The 16,226-nt window shown below is 63.3% G+C and carries 17 protein-coding genes and 1 pseudogene; 12 read left to right on the top strand and 6 right to left on the bottom strand.

The window, feature by feature from the left end; genetic code table 11:
* Nucleotides 1–99 precede the first annotated feature (99 nt).
* A complete protein-coding gene (locus tag NTD80_RS04445; RefSeq protein WP_262132318.1) occupies nt 100–879 on the bottom strand; it encodes a carboxymuconolactone decarboxylase family protein in 780 nt (259 codons plus the stop codon).
* 163 nt (nt 880–1,042) lie between these two features.
* On the opposite strand from NTD80_RS04445, the gene NTD80_RS04440 reads away from it, so the two are divergent.
* Together NTD80_RS04440 and NTD80_RS04435 are read left to right on the top strand one after the other, a co-directional pair.
* Entirely contained in the window at nt 1,043–1,936 is an 894-nt protein-coding gene (locus NTD80_RS04440) for a LysR family transcriptional regulator (protein WP_262132317.1), read from the top strand.
* Nucleotides 1,937–2,042: 106 nt separating this feature from the next.
* Nucleotides 2,043–3,053 (top strand): aldo/keto reductase, encoded by a 1,011-nt coding sequence (locus NTD80_RS04435; protein ID WP_262132316.1) that lies wholly within the window; start codon nt 2,043–2,045, stop codon nt 3,051–3,053.
* Between the two features lie 11 nt (nt 3,054–3,064).
* Here NTD80_RS04435 and NTD80_RS04430 read toward each other — a convergent pair.
* Nucleotides 3,065–3,319, bottom strand: a pseudogene (locus NTD80_RS04430) (SDR family oxidoreductase); the annotation flags it as partial.
* Nucleotides 3,320–3,634: 315 nt separating this feature from the next.
* On the opposite strand from NTD80_RS04430, the gene NTD80_RS04425 reads away from it, so the two are divergent.
* The 7 genes from NTD80_RS04425 to NTD80_RS04395 all read left to right on the top strand — a co-directional run bounded on the left by NTD80_RS04425 (nt 3,635) and on the right by NTD80_RS04395 (nt 11,050).
* A complete protein-coding gene (locus NTD80_RS04425; protein ID WP_065905064.1) occupies nt 3,635–4,582 on the top strand; it encodes an AraC family transcriptional regulator in 948 nt (315 codons plus the stop codon).
* Nucleotides 4,583–4,689: 107 nt separating this feature from the next.
* Nucleotides 4,690–6,063, top strand: coding sequence for a Rieske 2Fe-2S domain-containing protein (locus NTD80_RS04420; RefSeq protein WP_262132314.1), 1,374 nt, complete (start codon nt 4,690–4,692; stop codon nt 6,061–6,063).
* On the top strand, nt 6,063–6,551 hold the full coding sequence (gene benB, locus NTD80_RS04415; protein WP_065905066.1) for a benzoate 1,2-dioxygenase small subunit: 489 nt from the start codon (nt 6,063–6,065) through the stop codon (nt 6,549–6,551). The genes NTD80_RS04420 and benB overlap by 1 nt, the downstream gene beginning before the upstream one ends.
* A gap of 10 nt (nt 6,552–6,561) precedes the next feature.
* The gene (benC, locus tag NTD80_RS04410; protein ID WP_262132313.1) at nt 6,562–7,584 is read left to right on the top strand and encodes a benzoate 1,2-dioxygenase electron transfer component BenC; all 1,023 of its coding nucleotides are present in this window, start codon (nt 6,562–6,564) and stop codon (nt 7,582–7,584) included.
* A gap of 10 nt (nt 7,585–7,594) precedes the next feature.
* Nucleotides 7,595–8,356, top strand: a complete 762-nt coding sequence (locus tag NTD80_RS04405; protein WP_065905068.1) for a 1,6-dihydroxycyclohexa-2,4-diene-1-carboxylate dehydrogenase — start codon at nt 7,595–7,597, stop codon at nt 8,354–8,356.
* Between the two features lie 69 nt (nt 8,357–8,425).
* Nucleotides 8,426–9,760: an MFS transporter gene (locus tag NTD80_RS04400; protein ID WP_065905069.1), complete on the top strand. Its 1,335-nt coding sequence runs from the start codon at nt 8,426–8,428 to the stop codon at nt 9,758–9,760.
* Between the two features lie 42 nt (nt 9,761–9,802).
* A complete protein-coding gene (locus NTD80_RS04395; protein WP_262132310.1) occupies nt 9,803–11,050 on the top strand; it encodes an OprD family porin in 1,248 nt (415 codons plus the stop codon).
* On the opposite strand, the gene NTD80_RS04390 is transcribed toward NTD80_RS04395, so the two are convergent.
* Complete coding sequence (locus tag NTD80_RS04390) at nt 11,047–11,271, bottom strand: DUF2790 domain-containing protein (protein WP_120448529.1); 225 nt, start codon at nt 11,269–11,271, stop codon at nt 11,047–11,049. The two genes, NTD80_RS04395 and NTD80_RS04390, sit on opposite strands and share 4 nt — an antisense overlap.
* Nucleotides 11,272–11,381: 110 nt before the next feature.
* On the opposite strand from NTD80_RS04390, the gene NTD80_RS04385 reads away from it, so the two are divergent.
* Nucleotides 11,382–12,317 (top strand): LysR family transcriptional regulator, encoded by a 936-nt coding sequence (locus NTD80_RS04385; protein WP_262132375.1) that lies wholly within the window; start codon nt 11,382–11,384, stop codon nt 12,315–12,317.
* A gap of 26 nt (nt 12,318–12,343) precedes the next feature.
* Here the strand turns inward: NTD80_RS04385 and NTD80_RS04380 are convergent, their stop codons facing one another.
* Nucleotides 12,344–13,486 carry a cytochrome P450 gene (locus tag NTD80_RS04380; protein ID WP_262132309.1) on the bottom strand — a complete coding sequence of 381 codons (1,143 nt, stop codon included), beginning with the start codon at nt 13,484–13,486 and terminating at the stop codon, nt 12,344–12,346.
* A 74-nt stretch (nt 13,487–13,560) separates the two neighbouring features.
* Between NTD80_RS04380 and NTD80_RS04375 the strand changes: the two genes are divergently transcribed.
* Nucleotides 13,561–14,328, top strand: a complete 768-nt coding sequence (locus NTD80_RS04375) for an ArsR/SmtB family transcription factor (protein WP_262132308.1) — start codon at nt 13,561–13,563, stop codon at nt 14,326–14,328.
* Between the two features lie 108 nt (nt 14,329–14,436).
* On the opposite strand, the gene NTD80_RS04370 is transcribed toward NTD80_RS04375, so the two are convergent.
* Both NTD80_RS04370 and NTD80_RS04365 read right to left on the bottom strand, forming a co-directional pair.
* Nucleotides 14,437–15,018, bottom strand: a complete 582-nt coding sequence (locus NTD80_RS04370; RefSeq protein ID WP_315974922.1) for an XRE family transcriptional regulator — start codon at nt 15,016–15,018, stop codon at nt 14,437–14,439.
* Nucleotides 15,015–15,215 (bottom strand): hypothetical protein, encoded by a 201-nt coding sequence (locus tag NTD80_RS04365; protein WP_262132377.1) that lies wholly within the window; start codon nt 15,213–15,215, stop codon nt 15,015–15,017. Before NTD80_RS04365 ends, NTD80_RS04370 begins: the two co-directional genes overlap by 4 nt.
* Between NTD80_RS04365 and NTD80_RS04360 the strand changes: the two genes are divergently transcribed.
* Nucleotides 15,172–16,092 (top strand): DMT family transporter, encoded by a 921-nt coding sequence (locus NTD80_RS04360; RefSeq protein WP_262132306.1) that lies wholly within the window; start codon nt 15,172–15,174, stop codon nt 16,090–16,092. The two genes, NTD80_RS04365 and NTD80_RS04360, sit on opposite strands and share 44 nt — an antisense overlap.
* The last annotated feature ends 134 nt before the right edge of the window (nt 16,093–16,226 follow it).

The following is a 16,226-nucleotide window of genomic DNA, read 5'->3' as shown; positions in this document are numbered from 1 at the left end:
AAAAAACCTGAGTGAAAGTCTTTTTTGGAATAAGCTAATTATTAGACATTGTTATCTTATGAATTAATAAGATCATCTATTTTTATTATGTCGTGTGCGTCAACCTTGCCCCCGGGCGGCGAAGACCTCCTTGAGCACCGGCACCGCCGACATCGCCTTCGGCCAGCCCACGTAGAACGCCAGGTGCGTCACCCCCTCGGCGGCCTGGGCCTGGCTCAGGCCGTTGTCCAGCGCGCGGTTGAGGTGGAAGGGCAGTTGCGCCGCCTGGCCCTGGGCGATCAACGCGGCGACGGTGACCAGGCTGCGGTCGCGGGCGCTGAGAGTGCTTTGGCGCCACAGGTCAGCGAACAACACTTCATTGGTGTAGCGCGCGAGCTGCGGGGCCACGCCGCCGACACCGGCGTCGACAGCGGCACGGCGCTTGGCTTCACTGTCGGGGTCCAGCGCCAGCGCGGCGCCTGCCGGTGGCGAGATCTGCTCGTCCGGGATGTTTCGTTCGATGAACACCTGCTTGGCGATTGCGGCAGCGGACATCGCGTTCGGCCAGCCTGAATAGAACGCCAGGTGCGTGATCAGCGCGCTGATCTCGCTGGGGGTGAGGCCATTGTCGAGGCCCAGCTTGAGGTGGTCCGCGAGTGCCGACACCTGCCCGTTGGCGATCAGCGCCGACACGGTGATCAGGCTGCGATCACGCGGGGCCAGTTCGGTACGTTTCCACACCTCACCGAATAACAGCTCGGTGGTGTAGGCATACAGTTGCGGCGTGACTTCCAGCACCGCAGAGGAGGGCTTTGGGTCCGGACGCGGCTGGGCTTGATCGGCATCTACGACAGCCGCGTGGAGCAGGGTGGCGAAGGTGGTGGCGGTCAACAGTTTCATCGGGCGCTCCTTATGCAGGTGAGCCCCATGGTAGGCAGCTGGCTTGCATTGATTAAGCCGCATAACCGGCATGCGCTTATGAGTCCGGCTCATCAATTCATCGCGAGGTCGGATTGATCTGCGATACGCTGCACCGTCATCACCCTATGAATGAGGTTCATCAATGGCACGCGAAGGCTACGGCGACCTGTTGGCTTTTGTGGCGGTCGCGCGTGAACGCAGCTTCACCCGTGCGGCCGCTCAGCTGGGCGTTTCGCAATCAGCCCTGAGCCATACCGTGCGGGCGCTCGAAGCCCGACTGGGGGTGCGCCTGCTGACGCGAACCACCCGCAGCGTGGCGCCGACCGAGGCCGGCGAGCAGCTGTACAACAAGCTGGCGCCACGCTTTGACGAGATCGAGTCGGACCTGGCCGAAGTCCTCGAACTGCGCGATTCGCCGCGCGGCACGGTGCGTATCTCGGCCACCGACTACGCCGCGAATGCGTTGCTGTGGCCGCGCCTGTCAGCGTTCATGCCGCGCTATCCCGACATCAAGGTCGAAATCATCACCGACTATGGCCTGACCGATATCGTCGCCGAGCGCTATGACATTGGCGTGCGCCTGGGCAATCAGGTGGCCCAGGACATGATCGCCGTGCGCATCGGCCCCGACCTGCGCATGGCCATGGTCGCGTCGCCGGCCTACCTGCAAGCCCACCCGGCGCCGCAGACCCCGGACGAGCTGGCCGCGCACAACTGCATCAACCTGCGCCTGCCGACCCACGGCGGTTGCTATGCATGGGAATTGGCCAGCGGCGATCGCGAAGTGCAGGTGCGGGTGCAGGGCCAACTGACGTTCAACGGCACCTACCCGATGCTGGCGGCGGCGCTGGACGGCTGCGGCGTGGCGTACCTGCCCGAAGACCTGGCCAAAGAGCACGTGGCGGCGGGTCGCCTGTGCTGGGTGCTCGAAGAATGGTTTCCGACTTTTCCCGGCCTGCACATCTACTACCCGAGTCGACGCCAATCTTCGCGGGCGTTGAGCCTGGTGGTGGAGGCGCTGCGCTACAGCACTTGATAACTCATGAAACAGGCTCATGGCCGTATCCTTCTTTAGCGCCTTAATCATCAATGCGCATTGGCCTAGGATCCGTCTACGTTTCCAACGCCGTTGAGGGTGAGCCATGAATTACTGTTACCTGGGCCGCAGTGCCTTGAAAGTGTCGCCCCTGTGCCTGGGGGCCATGATGTTCGGCGGCGAGGCTGATGAAGCCAGCGCCAAACGCATCATCGACAAAGCCGGCGCCGCTGGCGTCAACTTTATCGATACCGCCGATGCCTATCACGCCGGGCGCTCCGAAACCGTGGTCGGCCGCGCCATTGCCGCCCAGCGTGACCAATGGGTGGTGGCAACCAAGTTCGGTTATCCGGCGTCGGCCGAGGCCGGCCCGAACCAGCAGGGCCAGTCGCGCAAATGGATCATGCAGGCGGTCGACGCCAGCCTAAAACGCCTGGGCAGCGACTACATCGACATCGTGTATTTCCACCGCACCTTGAGCGATGCGCCACTGGAGGAGGGCCTGCGCGCCATCGACGACCTGATTCGCCAAGGCAAGATCCGCTATTACGGGGTGTCGAATTTTCACGGCTGGAAAATCGCCGAGATGGTGCGCATCGCCGACGCGCTGGGCATCCAGCGCCCGACCGTCAGCCAGCCGCTGTACAACATCGTCAACCGCGTCGCCGAGGTCGAGCAGTTGCCGGTGGCGGGCCACTACGGCATTGGTGTCGTGCCTTACAGCCCACTGGCCCGTGGCGTGCTCAGCGGCAAATACGCGGTGGACGCGCCGCCACCGGCGGACACCCGCGCCGGACGCGGTGACAAACGGATCCAGCAGACCGAATGGCGCCCCGAGTCGTTGAAGATCGCCAAGGCCATTGCCGAGCATGCGGCGACGCGGGGTACCACTTCGGTGGCTTTCGCGATTGCCTGGGTCTTGAAGAACCGCTTGATCAGTGCGGCGATCGCCGGCCCGCGCACCGAAGCGCAGTGGGACAGCTACCTGGACGCGCTGGGCCTGGAACTGGGGCCGGAGGACGAAGCGTTGGTCGACAGCCTGGTCGTGCCCGGCCATGCCTCGACCCATGGCTTTACTGATCCGGGTTACCCGGTGGAAGGGCGCAAGGTCAGCTAGACCGCGCGGTATCACTGGTCATCGCCGTACCAGTAGTGCGCGGTGACACCGCCGTCCATGAGGAAGTCGCTGCCCGTGATGAAGGTGCCTTCCGGGCCCATCAACAAGGCCGCGACGGCCGCGACTTCATCGGGTGTTCCGCCGCGCTTGGCGGCGCTGGATTCGATCATGCGACGGTAACCATCCCCGCGTGGTCCGTTCAGCTCATCGCGGGCCAGCGGGGTGAAGATAATGCCCGGGCTGATCGTATGCACGCGCGCGCCGCGCGATGGCCTGGCCGATCGAACCGGCGCCTATGACTACGGTGACTTCCTTCATGTGATTTCCTCAAAGCGGGGTGCCCACTTTAGAGGCAGCAGCACCTGATGATTAGTCGTGCAAAACCGCGAGGTCTCATGAGCTGATCTCATGAGTCGGCTAATAGGTATCAAGACGTTTCGCCGCCCGTGCGCCGGTGCGCGGGCTTATGCGTATTATCCGTCGACCATACCTGCAGGGTATTCATTCAGACCTTATCCATATTGGACGGTCGCAACACCAGGCGTCAGCCTGAGGCCAATAACTATAAAAGAGGCGCAACCATGACCGTGCTATTGAGTGAGCGCAGCCAGATTTTCCAGGGTGCCGACGCCTATGCGGTGTCGGACTACGTCAACCAGCATGTCGGCAGCCACTGCATTCGCCTGCCCCCCAAGGGCCGGCCGCAGGCGAGCATCAGCCATCGCACTTTTTCCAGCCTGGACCTGTGCCGCATCAGTTACGGCGCGCCGGTGCGGGTCACGTCGGTGGCGCTGGAAACCATCTACCACTTGCAGATCCTGCTGAGCGGGCATTGCCGCTCGCATTCGCGAGGCGTGGAGCATGTGTTCGGACCTGGCGAGATCCTGCTGATCAACCCGGATGATCCGGTGGACCTGACGTATTCCGCCGACTGCGAAAAATTCATCATCAAATTACCCGTACGCCTGCTCGAAAACGCTTGCCTGGAGCAGCAATGGGCGCTGCCGCAGCCGGGTATCCGCTTTGCGACCGCGCGCCATGCACTCAGCGAAATGGGCGGGTTCCTGCCGTTGCTGGGGCTGATCTGCCACGAGGCGGAAAACGCTGCCGAACCGCATATGCAGAGCCTGTACGAGCGCATCGTGGCGACCAAGTTGCTGGCCCTGCTGGGCAGCAATGTGCTGCGGGTGATCCCCCAGCCTGCACAGGGTGGCGGCTTCGAGGCGGTGCGTGAGTTTGTCGAACAGCACCTCACCGACGACATCAGCCTCGAACAACTGATGGCGGTGGCCAAGGTCAGCGAGCGCTCGCTGTACAGCCTGTTCGAGCGCCAGGTCGGCCTGTCCCCGCGTGACTACGTACGGCGGCGCAAGCTTGAACGGGTGCATGCCCGCCTGCAGCTGAGCAGCGCGCGCAGCGTGACCGAGGTGGCGCTGGACCACGGTTTCACGCACCTGGGACGGTTCTCCGAGGCCTATCGCCAACGCTTTGGCGAGCTGCCCTCGCAGACCTGGAAGCGCCACCGCTGAGCGGCGTGCGCTCGGCGGATAGTGATCTGCAGAAAAGGGATATTGGACAACATGTCGGACACGTACGGTGAGGGCGCCTGATACAAGAACAACGGAGGGCTCGCCCCATGACCAGTACACTCGACCGACTCGCCCGACAACTGCGCGAGTCCGTGCAGGAAGATCCCGCCAACGGCGTGTTCCGCTGCCGCCGCGACATTTTTACCGACCCTGACCTGTTCGCCCTGGAGATGAAGCACATCTTCGAAGGCGGTTGGCTCTACCTGGCCCATGAGAGCCAGGTGCCCGAGATCAACGATTACTTCACCACCTGGATCGGGCGCCAGCCGGTGGTCATCACCCGCGACAAGCACGGCAGCCTGCATGGCCTGGTCAACGCCTGTGCGCATCGCGGCGCCATGTTGTGCCGGCGCAAGCAAGGCAACAAGGGCTCGTTCACGTGCCCCTTCCACGGCTGGACATTCAGCAATGCGGGCAAGCTGCTCAAGGTCAAGGACGCCAAGACCGGGGCCTACCCCGACAGCTTTGATTGCGACGGCTCGCATGACCTCAAGCGCCTGGCGCGGTTTGAAAACTACCGCGGCTTTCTGTTCGGCAGCCTCGGCGAGGACGTGCCTGAACTGAGCGACTACCTCGGCGAAACCCGCGTGATCATCGACCAGATGGTCGACCAGGCGCCCTTGGGCCTGGAGGTACTGCGCGGCAGTTCGACGTATGTCTACGACGGCAACTGGAAGCTGCAGATCGAGAACGGCGCCGACGGTTACCACGTCAGCTCGGTGCACTGGAATTACTCGGCGACCATGGGCCGGCGCAACTACGAGGCCGAGGGCACACGCACCGTCGACGCCAATGGCTGGTCGAAAAGCCTTGGCGGCGTCTACGCCTTCGATCACGGGCATATCCTGTTGTGGACACGCCTGCTCAACCCGGACGTGCGCCCAGTGCATGCCCATCGCGAGGCGCTGGCCGAACGCCTCGGCCAGGTGCGTGCCGACTTTATCGTCGACCAGACCCGCAACCTGTGCCTCTACCCGAACGTGTACCTGATGGACCAGTTCTCGACGCAGATCCGGGTGGTGCGGCCGCTCGCGGTGGACAAGACCGAAGTGACGATTTACTGCATGGCGCCCATCGGCGAAAGTGCCCAGGAGCGCGCCACGCGTATCCGCCAGTACGAAGATTTCTTCAACGTCAGCGGCATGGGCACACCGGACGACCTGGAGGAATTCCGCGCCTGCCAGACCGGCTACCAAGGCGCGAGCACCTTGTGGAACGACCTCAGCCGTGGCGCCAAGCAATGGGTCGAAGGCGCCGATGAAAACGCCAGGGCCATGGGCATGCACCCGCAACTCAGCGGGGTCAAAACCGAAGACGAAGGGCTGTTCGTGCGCCAGCACGCGCATTGGGCCGCGAGCCTGCAGCGCGCGATCGAACGTGAGCAGCAAGGCCTGATTGCCAGCGACCGGGAGGCGGTGTGATGAGCCTTTCCCGTGACCGCCTGCTCGACTTTCTCTACCGCGAAGCGCGCTTGCTCGATGACCGTCAGTGGGATGAATGGCTGGCGTGCTATTCACCCAAGGCTGAGTTCTGGATGCCGGCCTGGGACGACCACGACACCCTCGTCGAAGACCCGCAACGCGAGATCTCGCTGATCTACTACCCCAGCCGCGACGGCCTCGAAGACCGCATCTTCCGGATCAAGACTGAGCGCTCCAGCGCCAGTACACCGGAACCGCGCACCGTGCACCTGCTCAGCAACCTCGAAGTGCTGGCCGACGACGGCGCACAGGTGGAACTGCGCTTCAACTGGCACACCCTCAGCCATCGCTACAAGACCACGGACAGTTACTTCGGCACCTCGTTCTACCACCTCGATACCCGCGCCGAGCAGCCGTTGATCACACGCAAGAAAGTCGTGCTGAAAAACGATTACATCCACCAGGTCATCGACATCTACCACATCTGAGGACACCGCCATGACGTATGCCATTGCCCTGAACTTCGAAGATGGGGTCACGCGTTTCATCGACTGCAAGGCGGGTGAGAAGGTGCTCGATGCTGCCTTCCGCCAACGCATCAACCTGCCCATGGACTGCTCGGACGGCGTGTGCGGCACCTGTAAATGCCACTGCGAAACCGGTGCCTATGACTTGGGCGACGACTACATCGACGACGCCCTGAGCGAAGACGAGGCGCAGCAGCGCCAGGTGCTGACCTGCCAGATGGTGCCGCAGTCCGATTGCGTGATTGCCGTGCCGCTGCCGTCCAGCGCCTGCAAGACCGGCACCACCGCATTTGTCGCGACGCTGACCGGCATTACCCGCCACGCCGATGCGGCGCTGGAGGTGCGTTTCGAACTGGACCAGGCGCCGGTGTTCCTGCCCGGCCAGTACGTGAACATCGGCGTGCCCGACAGCGGCCAGACGCGTGCGTATTCGTTCAGCAGCCGCCCCGGTGAGACCGGCGCGAGTTTTCTGATCAAGCACGTGCCGGGCGGTTTGATGAGCGGCTGGCTGCAGCGCGCGCAACCGGGCGACAGCGTGACCATGACCGGCCCGCTGGGCAGTTTCTACCTGCGCGAAGTGGCGCGGCCGTTGCTGTTGCTGGCCGGCGGCACCGGCCTGGCGCCGTTCCTGTCGATGCTCGAAGTGCTTGCGCAGCGCCAGGAAGCCCGCCCGATCACGCTGATCTACGGGGTCACGCGCGACCAGGATCTCGTCATGGTCGAGGCACTGCAGGCGTTTGCCGCACGGCTGCCGAGCTTCAACTTCATCACCTGCGTGGCCGACCCGCAGACCGCGCATCCATGCCAGGGTTATGTCACCCAGTACATGGCCAGCGAAGTACTCAACGACGGTGATGTCGACGTGTACCTGTGCGGGCCGCCGCCGATGGTCGATGCCGTGCGCCAGCACTTCAAGACGCAGGGCGTGAGCCCTGCGAGCTTCCACTACGAAAAATTCACCCCCAACGTCAGCGCCAGCTGCGATGCCGCCTGAGGACATACGCATGACTTCACGTTTCACAGACAAGGTCGCGCTGGTCACCGGCGCGGCCCAGGGTATCGGCCGCCGCGTTGCCGAGCGGTTGCTGGAGGAGGGCGCCTGGCTGGTGGCGGTGGATCGCTCGGAACTTGTGCATGAGTTGCAGCATGAGCGCGCGCTGCTGCTCACCGCCGACCTCGAACAGCACGCCGAATGCGCGCGGGTGATGGCCGCCGCCAAGGCGCGGTTCGGGCGCCTCGACATTCTGGTCAACAACGTCGGCGGGACCATCTGGGCCAAGCCGTTCGAGCACTACGCCGAGAGCGAAATCGAAGCCGAAGTGCGCCGTTCATTGTTCCCGACGCTGTGGTGCTGCCATTGCGTGCTGCCCTACATGTTGGCGCAGGGCAGCGGCGCCATCGTCAATGTGTCTTCGGTGGCCACCCGTGGGCTCAATCGCGTGCCGTACGGCGCGGCCAAGGGCGGGGTGAATGCACTGACTGCCTGCCTGGCCCTGGAAACCGCCGGCAGCGGCATCCGCGTCAATGCCACCGCGCCCGGCGGCACCGAGGCGCCGCCACGGCGTATCCCGCGCAACAGCCAGCCACAGAGCGAGCAGGAGCGCCTGTGGTATCAGCAGATCGTCGATCAGACCCTCGACAGCAGCCCGATGAAGCGCTACGGCAGCATCGACGAACAGGCTGGCGCGATTCTGTTCCTGGCCTCCGACGAGGCGTCCTACATCACCGGCGTAACCCTGCCGGTAGGGGGTGGCGACCTCGGCTGACTGCCCGCTTTCACCTGCGTGTTCCACCTGCAGACATTGACTCACAACAACAATAAAGAGAGCACTGCCATGCGTACCCATGATGTCCATTCGATAATTGATAATGCCCCGTTCAACCGCTTTCACTGGCTGATCGTGAGCCTGTGTGCGGTGCTGTTGATCTTTGACGGTTATGATCTGTTTATCTACGGTGTGGTCCTGCCGTCGATCATGCGTGAGTGGGGGCTCACCCCCTTGCAGGCCGGCGCCCTGGGCAGCTATGCGCTGTTCGGCATGATGTTCGGCGCGTTGATCTTCGGCACCCTGGCGGACCGCTTCGGCCGCAAGAAAGGCATCGTGTTCTGCTTTGCGTTATTCAGCATCGCCACCGTGATCAACGGCTTCGCCAGCAGCCCGACCGAGTTCGGGATCTGCCGGTTTATCGCCGGGCTCGGTTGTGGCGGGTTGATGCCCAATGCCGCCGCGCTGATCAACGAATATGCACCGAAAAAAGTCCGCAGTACCTTGATGGCCTTCATGTTCAGCGGCTACTCCCTGGGCGGCATGCTCGCGGCCAGCGTGGGGATTTTCATGCTGCCGGCCTATGGCTGGTCGTCGATGTTTTTTGTCGCCGTCATCCCGCTGCTGTTGCTGCCGTTGGTGGTGTACTGGCTGCCGGAATCGATTGGTTTCCTGATCCGCCAGGGCCGCACGGACCAGGCACGGGCACTGCTCGCGCGGCTGTCGCCGGGCACGCCAATCAATGCCGACGACGAGTTGGTCATCGCGGACATCAAGGGCAAGGGCGCCTCGGTGGTGGAGTTGTTCCGCCACGGCCTGGCGGTGCGCACGGCAATGATCTGGACCGCGTTTTTCTGCTGCCTGCTGATGGTCTATGCGCTGAGTTCATGGCTGCCCAAACTGATGGCTGGCGCCGGCTACAGCCTCGGGTCGAGCCTGTCGTTCCTGGTGGCGCTGAACCTGGGCGGCATGGCGGGCGCGTTGATCGGCGGGCGCCTGGGTGATCGTCTCAACCTGGTGACCGTGACCATCGGCTTCTTTATCGCCGGGGTGTTCTCGATCAGCCTGCTGGGCATCAACAGCCCGATGCCGGTGCTCTACCTGCTGATCTTCATCGCGGGCGCGACCACCATCGGCACGCAAATCCTGCTGTATGCCGGGGCGGCGCAATTGTATGGCTTGTCTATCCGCGCAACCGGCCTGGGCTGGGCGTCCGGCATTGGCCGCAATGGTGCCATCGTCGGCCCGCTGCTGGGCGGTGCGCTGATGGCGATTGAACTGCCGCTGCAGCTGAACTTCATGGCCTTTGCGATTCCCGGTGCCATCGCCGCATTGGCGATGACCGTCTTTGCCCTGAATGAGCGGCGCACCCGTGTCGTCTTGCCGACCGCCCAGGCGCTGTGACCTGCCAAACCGTCGATAACAACAATAACGAAGAGCAACGACATGCACACACAACGTATCTGGCTCGCCCTGTTGGGCGTGCCCCTTGCGGCGACGGCTGACGAGGGTGGTTTTCTCAAGGACTCGACGGCCACCCTGCAGGCCCGCAACTATTACTTCAGCCGCGACTTCTCCGACATCGTCGGGGCCAATCGGCAATCGCGCGCCGAGGAGTGGGGCCAGGGCTTCATCCTCACTTACAAGTCCGGCTACACCCCAGGCCCCGTGGGCTTCGGCCTGGATGCGCTGGGCACCCTGGGCCTCAAGCTCGACAGCAGCCCGGACCGGGTCAATACCGGCTTGCTGCCGGTCAAGGACGATGGCCGCGCCGCCGACGAGTACAGCCGCCTGGGGCTGACTTTCAAGGCGCGGCTGTCCAACACCGAATTGAAGGTCGGCGAGCTGCAGCCCAACCTGCCAGTGCTGGCCTTCAGCGACATCCGCCTGCTGCCCCCGAGTTACCAGGGCGTGGGCATCAGCTCCAGCGAGATCAACGGCCTGGCGTTGCAGGCCGGGCACTTGAGCACCACAAGCCTGCGCAACGAGGCGGGTGACGAGAAGATGATCGCCATGCTCGGCCATGTACCGCAGCGCGGGGCCGAGAGTGATGCCTTCAACTACGTGGGCGGCGACTATGCCTTCAACAGCAAGCGCACCACCGTCAGTTATTGGCACGGGCAGTTGAAGGACATCTACGCCCAGGATTTCATCGGCCTCAAGCACAGCCAGCCGCTTGGAACCTGGGTACTGGGCGCCAATCTTGGCTATTACACTGCGCGCGAAGACGGCGACCGGTTGCTCGGCAAGATCGACAACCAGGCGTTTTTCTCGCTGTTGTCGGCCAAGCGCGGCGCGCACACGGTCTATGTGGGTTACCAAGCGATGTACGGCGACAGCGCTTTTCCGCGCGTCTTCGCCAACATCAGCCCGCTGGGCAACGAGGTGCCGACCTATGAGTTTGCCTACACCGACGAGCGCTCGTGGCAAGTGCGCTACGACTACGATTTTGCCGCGCTGGGCCTGCCGGGACTGACCACCACCGTGCGCTACATCACCGGCGACAACGTGAAGACGGGTGCCGGCTACGAGGGCAAGGACCGCGAGCGCGACCTCGACATCGGGTACGCCGTGCAAAGTGGCGTGCTGAGCGGCCTGGGCATCCGCATCCGCAATGTGATGGCGCGCTCCAACTACCGCAGCGACATCGATGAGAACCGGCTGATCCTCAGTTACACCTGGAAGCTGCTCTAGACGCCGCCCTGGCAGGTGCCCATCACGCTGTAGTTGAGCGTGTGGCTGACGCCCTGGCTGTCGAGATACACCAGGGTCGCGGGCTCGACCTGGCAACTGCCGGGCACCGCCGTGACGGAAACAATCTGCTGGATATCCAGCCCCTGGCTGTCATTGCCGCCGGCGGCGAAAGCGCCGGTGGCGGTGAGCAGCAAAGCAACGCCGAGCAATCGAATTTTCATGGTGTCGTCCTCTATCAACAGGCTCCAGTGTAGTGGCTGCAGCGCCGTATTAAAGACAGGAACCGGTAAATGACCCGTACGTATTGCGTAGCAATCAAGGCCCGACGCTGATGGACGTGTTCAATGGCATGCGGGTGTTTGTGCAGGTGGTCGACAGCGGCAGCTTCGCGGCGGCGGCAGAGGTGTTGAGCCTCTCCGGCGCGCACGTCTCACGGTTGATCGCCGACCTGGAGCAGCACCTGCAGACGCGCCTGCTGCAGCGCACCACCCGACGCCTGAGCCTGACCGAGTCGGGCGAGCGTTTCCTGCTGCGCTGTCGCGGCATCCTCGACGACGTCCGGGACGCCAGCGCCGAAGCCAGCGGCGCCCACCTCAACCCGCACGGACGCCTGCGCGTGCACTGCATGAGCGGGCTGGGCGTGCTGATCACCCCGCTGATCGCACGCTACAGCGAGCTTCACCCGCAGGTGTCGATGGAGCTGAGCTTGTCCCAGCACACCCCTGATCCGCTCGAGGAGGGGCATGATGTGGTGATCTCCATCGCCCACGCGCTGCCGGATTCGGCCCTCGTCAGCCAGACCATCGGCCAGCTGTTCAGCGTGCCGTGCGCAGCGCCCCGTTACCTGGCAAACCATGGCGTGCCCGACCATCCCGAGCAACTGCTGCAACACCGGCGCCTGCACCTGCAGGATTTTCAGGAAGATGAGTGGCGCTTCCAGGGCGAGGCGGGGGACCTCAGCGTTCCCCCCGGCACCGCCTTCCGGACCAATGTGGCGGACGCCATGGTCAAGGCGACGCAGGAGGGTATGGGCATCAGTCTGTTGCCGTTCTTCAGCGCTGCCCCGGCCTTGCAGGACGGCTCGCTGCTACGCCTGCTGCCGGATTATCGGCTGCGTGAGCGCACTATCTTCGCGGTGTACCCCTCGCGGCGCTTTCTGGACGCCAAGGTGCGCACGTGGGTGACGTTTTTGCAGGCCAGCCTGCCGGCGTTGTTGGCCGAGTACGTCGGGGTGGTGGAACAACCCGGGCATTGGGCGCCGCGTTGATCTCGCGGGCTGAGCAAATCCTGCGATCATCGCTGGGTGTCCCGATCACCATGGAACCTGGGAATACGACCATTGAGGGAGGGCAGATACCGCCAGCGAAAAGCACCCACGGACGCGGCTGGCTGTCGGCGCAGCCATGCCGAGACCGCCTCGGCGGCGATCGCCAAGGCAAGCGGCTGGCCTGGACATTGATGTCTTCCCGCGCCAAAGCTGAAGGTTCGTCGCGGGTTCCGTTCGAGCAAGCAGCGATCGGGGTCCGGGTTCGCACCGGGATCCCGGTTGGCTGAGGCGAGCAATAGGAGAACGGTATCGCCTGGCGCCAGTACGTTGCCCTCGATATTGCATTGCTGGGCAACGAATCGCCGGGTGTTTTGCACCGGGGAGTCGTAGCGCGCCACTTCTGCCACCAGGTCTGCAACCTGCTGCCCGCCTTCAAGCAGTCCAGGCTCACGATGCAGCGCCACGAGGCTGTTGCCGATCAAGCCTGCGCTGGCTTCGCAGGTCTGTGACAACAGGCCGATCAGGTTGGCGATCAATGCCTCGCGGTCTCTCCAGGCGGTGGCTGCGCAAGCGCTTTGGACGTGGCTCAAGAAGCGGCTACTGTCATGGGCGTCGCTCAGCAGCGCGCTGAATAATTGCCTCAGTCGAGTCGCCGCGCCATGGGCGCTGTCGAGTTGAATTTCGTCGCTCAGGGGCGACAGGCAGGCAACAAAATCCTGCGTCAGCCTCGCGACGTCCTGTAGCTGGCTGGGTGGGAAGCCTATCAGCGCTGCAATGACGCACACCGGTACGGTGAACATCAATTCATCCAGGTGTTCGACGGGGAGGGTCTCGACCAGGCGTGCCACGAGGCCTGCGATGCGTTCTGTCTCGACAGCGGCCAACGCCGGTTCGATGGCCATCCTCGGGCACATGTGCTGCGGGCCCTCGTTCATGCGCATCAAGCGAGCGAAAATCATCCCCGCGGCGCCTTGCGCAATGGCCGCGGGAACCGGCTCGTCCGGCGGACGCACCCGACAGTCGGGGTGCCCCAGGAGGGCCTCGACCGCGTTGGCACTGCTTGCAATCCATAACCGAAGGTCGGCATCGAAGAACAGCCCACCTCGTCGCCTGAGGTAGGCGTAATAAGGGTAGGGATCGGCATGGGTCGCGGCTTCAAAAGGCGTCATTCCTGGAGTCCTGTTCACAAAGAACGGCTACTATCGAACACCTTTCATGCCGACGATTCGCTCAGGAACGAAATATGGATGCCCAAGGCAATGACAGCGCGATTTCTCGGGTAGCCGGCGCCATTGCCGAGCCTGCGAGGACCAAAATGCTGTGTGCGCTGATGGATGGCCACGCACGTACCAGTACCGAAATGGCGGTCATCGCCGACGTGAGTGCATCCACGGCGAGTGCGCATCTGGCACGGCTCAAAGACGCCGGCTTGGTAAGGCTGCACACGCAGGGCCGGCATCGCTACTACAGCCTGGCGGACGCGCAGGTGGCCCAGGCGATCGAGGCCCTCATGGTGATCAGCCAAAACGCGGACACGCGCTACGTTTCCACGACGCCGAGCCGATTGCAGTTTGCGCGTACCTGTTATGACCACATGGCAGGATCATTGGCCGTGCAGCTGCACGACCATTTCATCGCGTCAGGCTGGCTGACCGTGGCGGTTGCCGGGGACGTCCTTTATCAGCTTACGGCGAGCGGCGAAACAGCCATGACGGGGTTGGGTATCGAGGTGGGAAAGGCCAGGGCCCAGCGACGTCGTTTCGCGTGTTCATGCCTGGACTGGAGCATGCGCCGCCCTCATCTGGCGGGGGCGCTCGGCGCGGCTTTCCTGCAGATGCTCCTGAGCCGCCATTGGGTTATTCAAGACCTCGACAGTCGCGCACTTGGATTGACAGCCAAGGGGCGGGAAGCGCTGTCTGGCCGGTTCGGGATCACGCTTGAAAGCCCACAGGTGCAGGGATCAGTGCTGCCAAAAATCAACCGATCCGCCGAACTGGCCTATGACGGCTGACGGATACGTGTCTGGCAAAGCAGTCTCTGCGTGTTCGCTGAGCATTGGCACGTTGCCGGTGACTTCGGCGCGTGGCTGGTTGTTCGTGCCGTGTCCATGGTCGCCACCTCAAAGATGCTCGATCACCATCACCGCAGTCGTGTCGGCCTCAAGCGCTTCGAACACGTGAGGCGCATTCGCCAGGTAGCTTATGTAGTCGCCCGCGTTCAGCAACACCGGTCCGTCTGCCGGGCCGATGCGGGCACTACCACTGCACAGCACCACGTGCTCTACGGTGCCTGCCGGGTGAGGCTGGGACAGCCGGACTTCGCCGGGCTGTACCTTCAACCGGTAGAGGTCGCGCCGCACTCCGGCCGGGCAGTCGGCAAGCAGTGTCGCGGCATAATTGGCCGTCTCGGCATACGTCGTCATGCCCTCGTTGGCGCGGATCACCCGCATGGTCTGCTGGGGTTGCTCGAAGAAGCGAGTGACTTGCAAGCCCATCGCCATCGCCAGCGACCACAAGGTTTCGATGCTGGGGTTACCGATTCCCGACTCCAATTGAGACAAGGTGGATTTCGCCACGCCGGCGCGCTTCGCCAATTCGGTCAAGGACAGCCCGGCGGCCAGGCGTTCGCGCTTGATTGAAAGCGCCAGCAGGTCGATTCGGCTGGAATTATGGCTCATGGAGCTGTTCGTTATGTCAGTCATTTGTTCTTCAAATCATCCGGTTGCGAATTGACGCTCTGGGTTGGCGTGTTCATTATAGTGGTCATTAGTTCATTATAAAGTTCTATTTGTCGAACCCTCCCGCGAGCGGCGGCCTGGGTCACGGCAATGTCGACAGCAAGGAAGCCGAGAGTGATGAAGGCGCAAACCCGTGGAACGTTAGAAATGATTTCGGCCATGCTGATCTCCGGCACGGTGGGCTGGTTCGTCATCATGTCGGGGCAGAGCCCGCAGGCCGTGGTGTTCTGGCGTTGCGTGTTCGGCGCGTTGGCGATGTTGGTCGCGTGCCTGATGCTGGGGGTGCTGCGTCGCCCGCTGATCACTGCCCGGCAGTTCATTTGGGTGTGCCTGGGCGGGGTGGCGCTGATGCTCAATTGGGTGCTGCTGTTCAGTGCCTACCGACATGCCTCAATCGCCATTGCCACGGTGGTCTACCATGTACAGCCGTTTATGCTGGTCGGTCTGGGTGCGCTGTTTTACGCCGAACGCCTCAGCGTTGCCAAGCTCGGCTGGCTGCTGGTGGCCTTCGCCGGCCTGATGCTGATCGTGTTCGCCAAGGGCGGCGGGCAGGCCAGCGGCGCCGACTACCTGTTGGGCGTGTGCCTGGCGCTGTTTTCCGCCTTCTTCTACGCGGTGGCAGCAGCGATCACCAAGCGCCTCAAGGAGGTGCCCGCGCACCTGATCGTGCTGATCCAGATGGTGGTCGGCGTGCTGGTGCTGGCCCCATTCGTGGACTTTGGCAGGGGCGACACGGTCGGGGATGGCTGGATTTACCTGATCATTATCGGCGTGGTTCATACCGGGCTGATGTCGACGCTGCTCTACAGCGCCATCCAGAAAATCCCCACGGCCCTGGTCGGGGCTCTGTCATTCATCTACCCGATCGCCGCCATCCTGGTCGACTGGGTGGCCTTCGCGCATCCGCTCACCAGCCTGCAAGTGATTGGCGCGAGCGCCATTCTGCTGGCGGCGGCGGGGATGAACTTCGGTTGGTCACTGCGTCGTCCCGGGCCGCAGATAATCGCGCTGACTGACCGCCGTGGTCGCCAGGATTGACCTGGGCGGTGTTTCAACTCGGTCACCTGTGGCTGGTGTGGCACGCGCTGTCATATGACGTTGAGGGTTGGCATACGCTGCTGGTCGCCACTCGTTTAGCTGAGCAGCAGTGCCTGGGAGTGTTTTGTGGGCCG

This window comes from Pseudomonas sp. 13B_2.1_Bac1 (assembly GCF_025466155.1).
In the GTDB taxonomy this organism is placed as follows: Bacteria; Pseudomonadota; Gammaproteobacteria; order Pseudomonadales; family Pseudomonadaceae; genus Aquipseudomonas; species Aquipseudomonas aylmerensis.
The sequence above is the reverse complement of the archived record's forward strand: the minus strand, read 5'-3'. Positions and strand labels throughout refer to the sequence as shown.

Bases quoted from the DNA above. Each gene is read 5' to 3' on its own strand.
- NTD80_RS04375 (WP_262132308.1), top strand. From the start codon at position 13,561: ATGGATGCCCAAGGCAATGACAGCGCGATTTCTCGGGTAGCCGGCGCC.
- NTD80_RS04400 (WP_065905069.1), top strand. From the start codon at position 8,426: ATGCGTACCCATGATGTCCATTCGATAATTGATAATGCCCCGTTCAAC.
- NTD80_RS04425 (WP_065905064.1), top strand. From the start codon at position 3,635: ATGACCGTGCTATTGAGTGAGCGCAGCCAGATTTTCCAGGGTGCCGAC.
- benC (WP_262132313.1), top strand. From the start codon at position 6,562: ATGACGTATGCCATTGCCCTGAACTTCGAAGATGGGGTCACGCGTTTC.
- NTD80_RS04405 (WP_065905068.1), top strand. From the start codon at position 7,595: ATGACTTCACGTTTCACAGACAAGGTCGCGCTGGTCACCGGCGCGGCC.
- NTD80_RS04445 (WP_262132318.1), bottom strand. From the start codon at position 879: ATGAAACTGTTGACCGCCACCACCTTCGCCACCCTGCTCCACGCGGCT.
- NTD80_RS04380 (WP_262132309.1), bottom strand. From the start codon at position 13,486: ATGACGCCTTTTGAAGCCGCGACCCATGCCGATCCCTACCCTTATTAC.
- NTD80_RS04370 (WP_315974922.1), bottom strand. From the start codon at position 15,018: ATGACTGACATAACGAACAGCTCCATGAGCCATAATTCCAGCCGAATC.
- NTD80_RS04365 (WP_262132377.1), bottom strand. From the start codon at position 15,215: ATGGCCGAAATCATTTCTAACGTTCCACGGGTTTGCGCCTTCATCACT.
- NTD80_RS04420 (WP_262132314.1), top strand. From the start codon at position 4,690: ATGACCAGTACACTCGACCGACTCGCCCGACAACTGCGCGAGTCCGTG.
- NTD80_RS04395 (WP_262132310.1), top strand. From the start codon at position 9,803: ATGCACACACAACGTATCTGGCTCGCCCTGTTGGGCGTGCCCCTTGCG.
- NTD80_RS04385 (WP_262132375.1), top strand. From the start codon at position 11,382: ATGGACGTGTTCAATGGCATGCGGGTGTTTGTGCAGGTGGTCGACAGC.
- NTD80_RS04390 (WP_120448529.1), bottom strand. From the start codon at position 11,271: ATGAAAATTCGATTGCTCGGCGTTGCTTTGCTGCTCACCGCCACCGGC.
- NTD80_RS04435 (WP_262132316.1), top strand. From the start codon at position 2,043: ATGAATTACTGTTACCTGGGCCGCAGTGCCTTGAAAGTGTCGCCCCTG.
- NTD80_RS04360 (WP_262132306.1), top strand. From the start codon at position 15,172: ATGAAGGCGCAAACCCGTGGAACGTTAGAAATGATTTCGGCCATGCTG.
- NTD80_RS04440 (WP_262132317.1), top strand. From the start codon at position 1,043: ATGGCACGCGAAGGCTACGGCGACCTGTTGGCTTTTGTGGCGGTCGCG.
- benB (WP_065905066.1), top strand. From the start codon at position 6,063: ATGAGCCTTTCCCGTGACCGCCTGCTCGACTTTCTCTACCGCGAAGCG.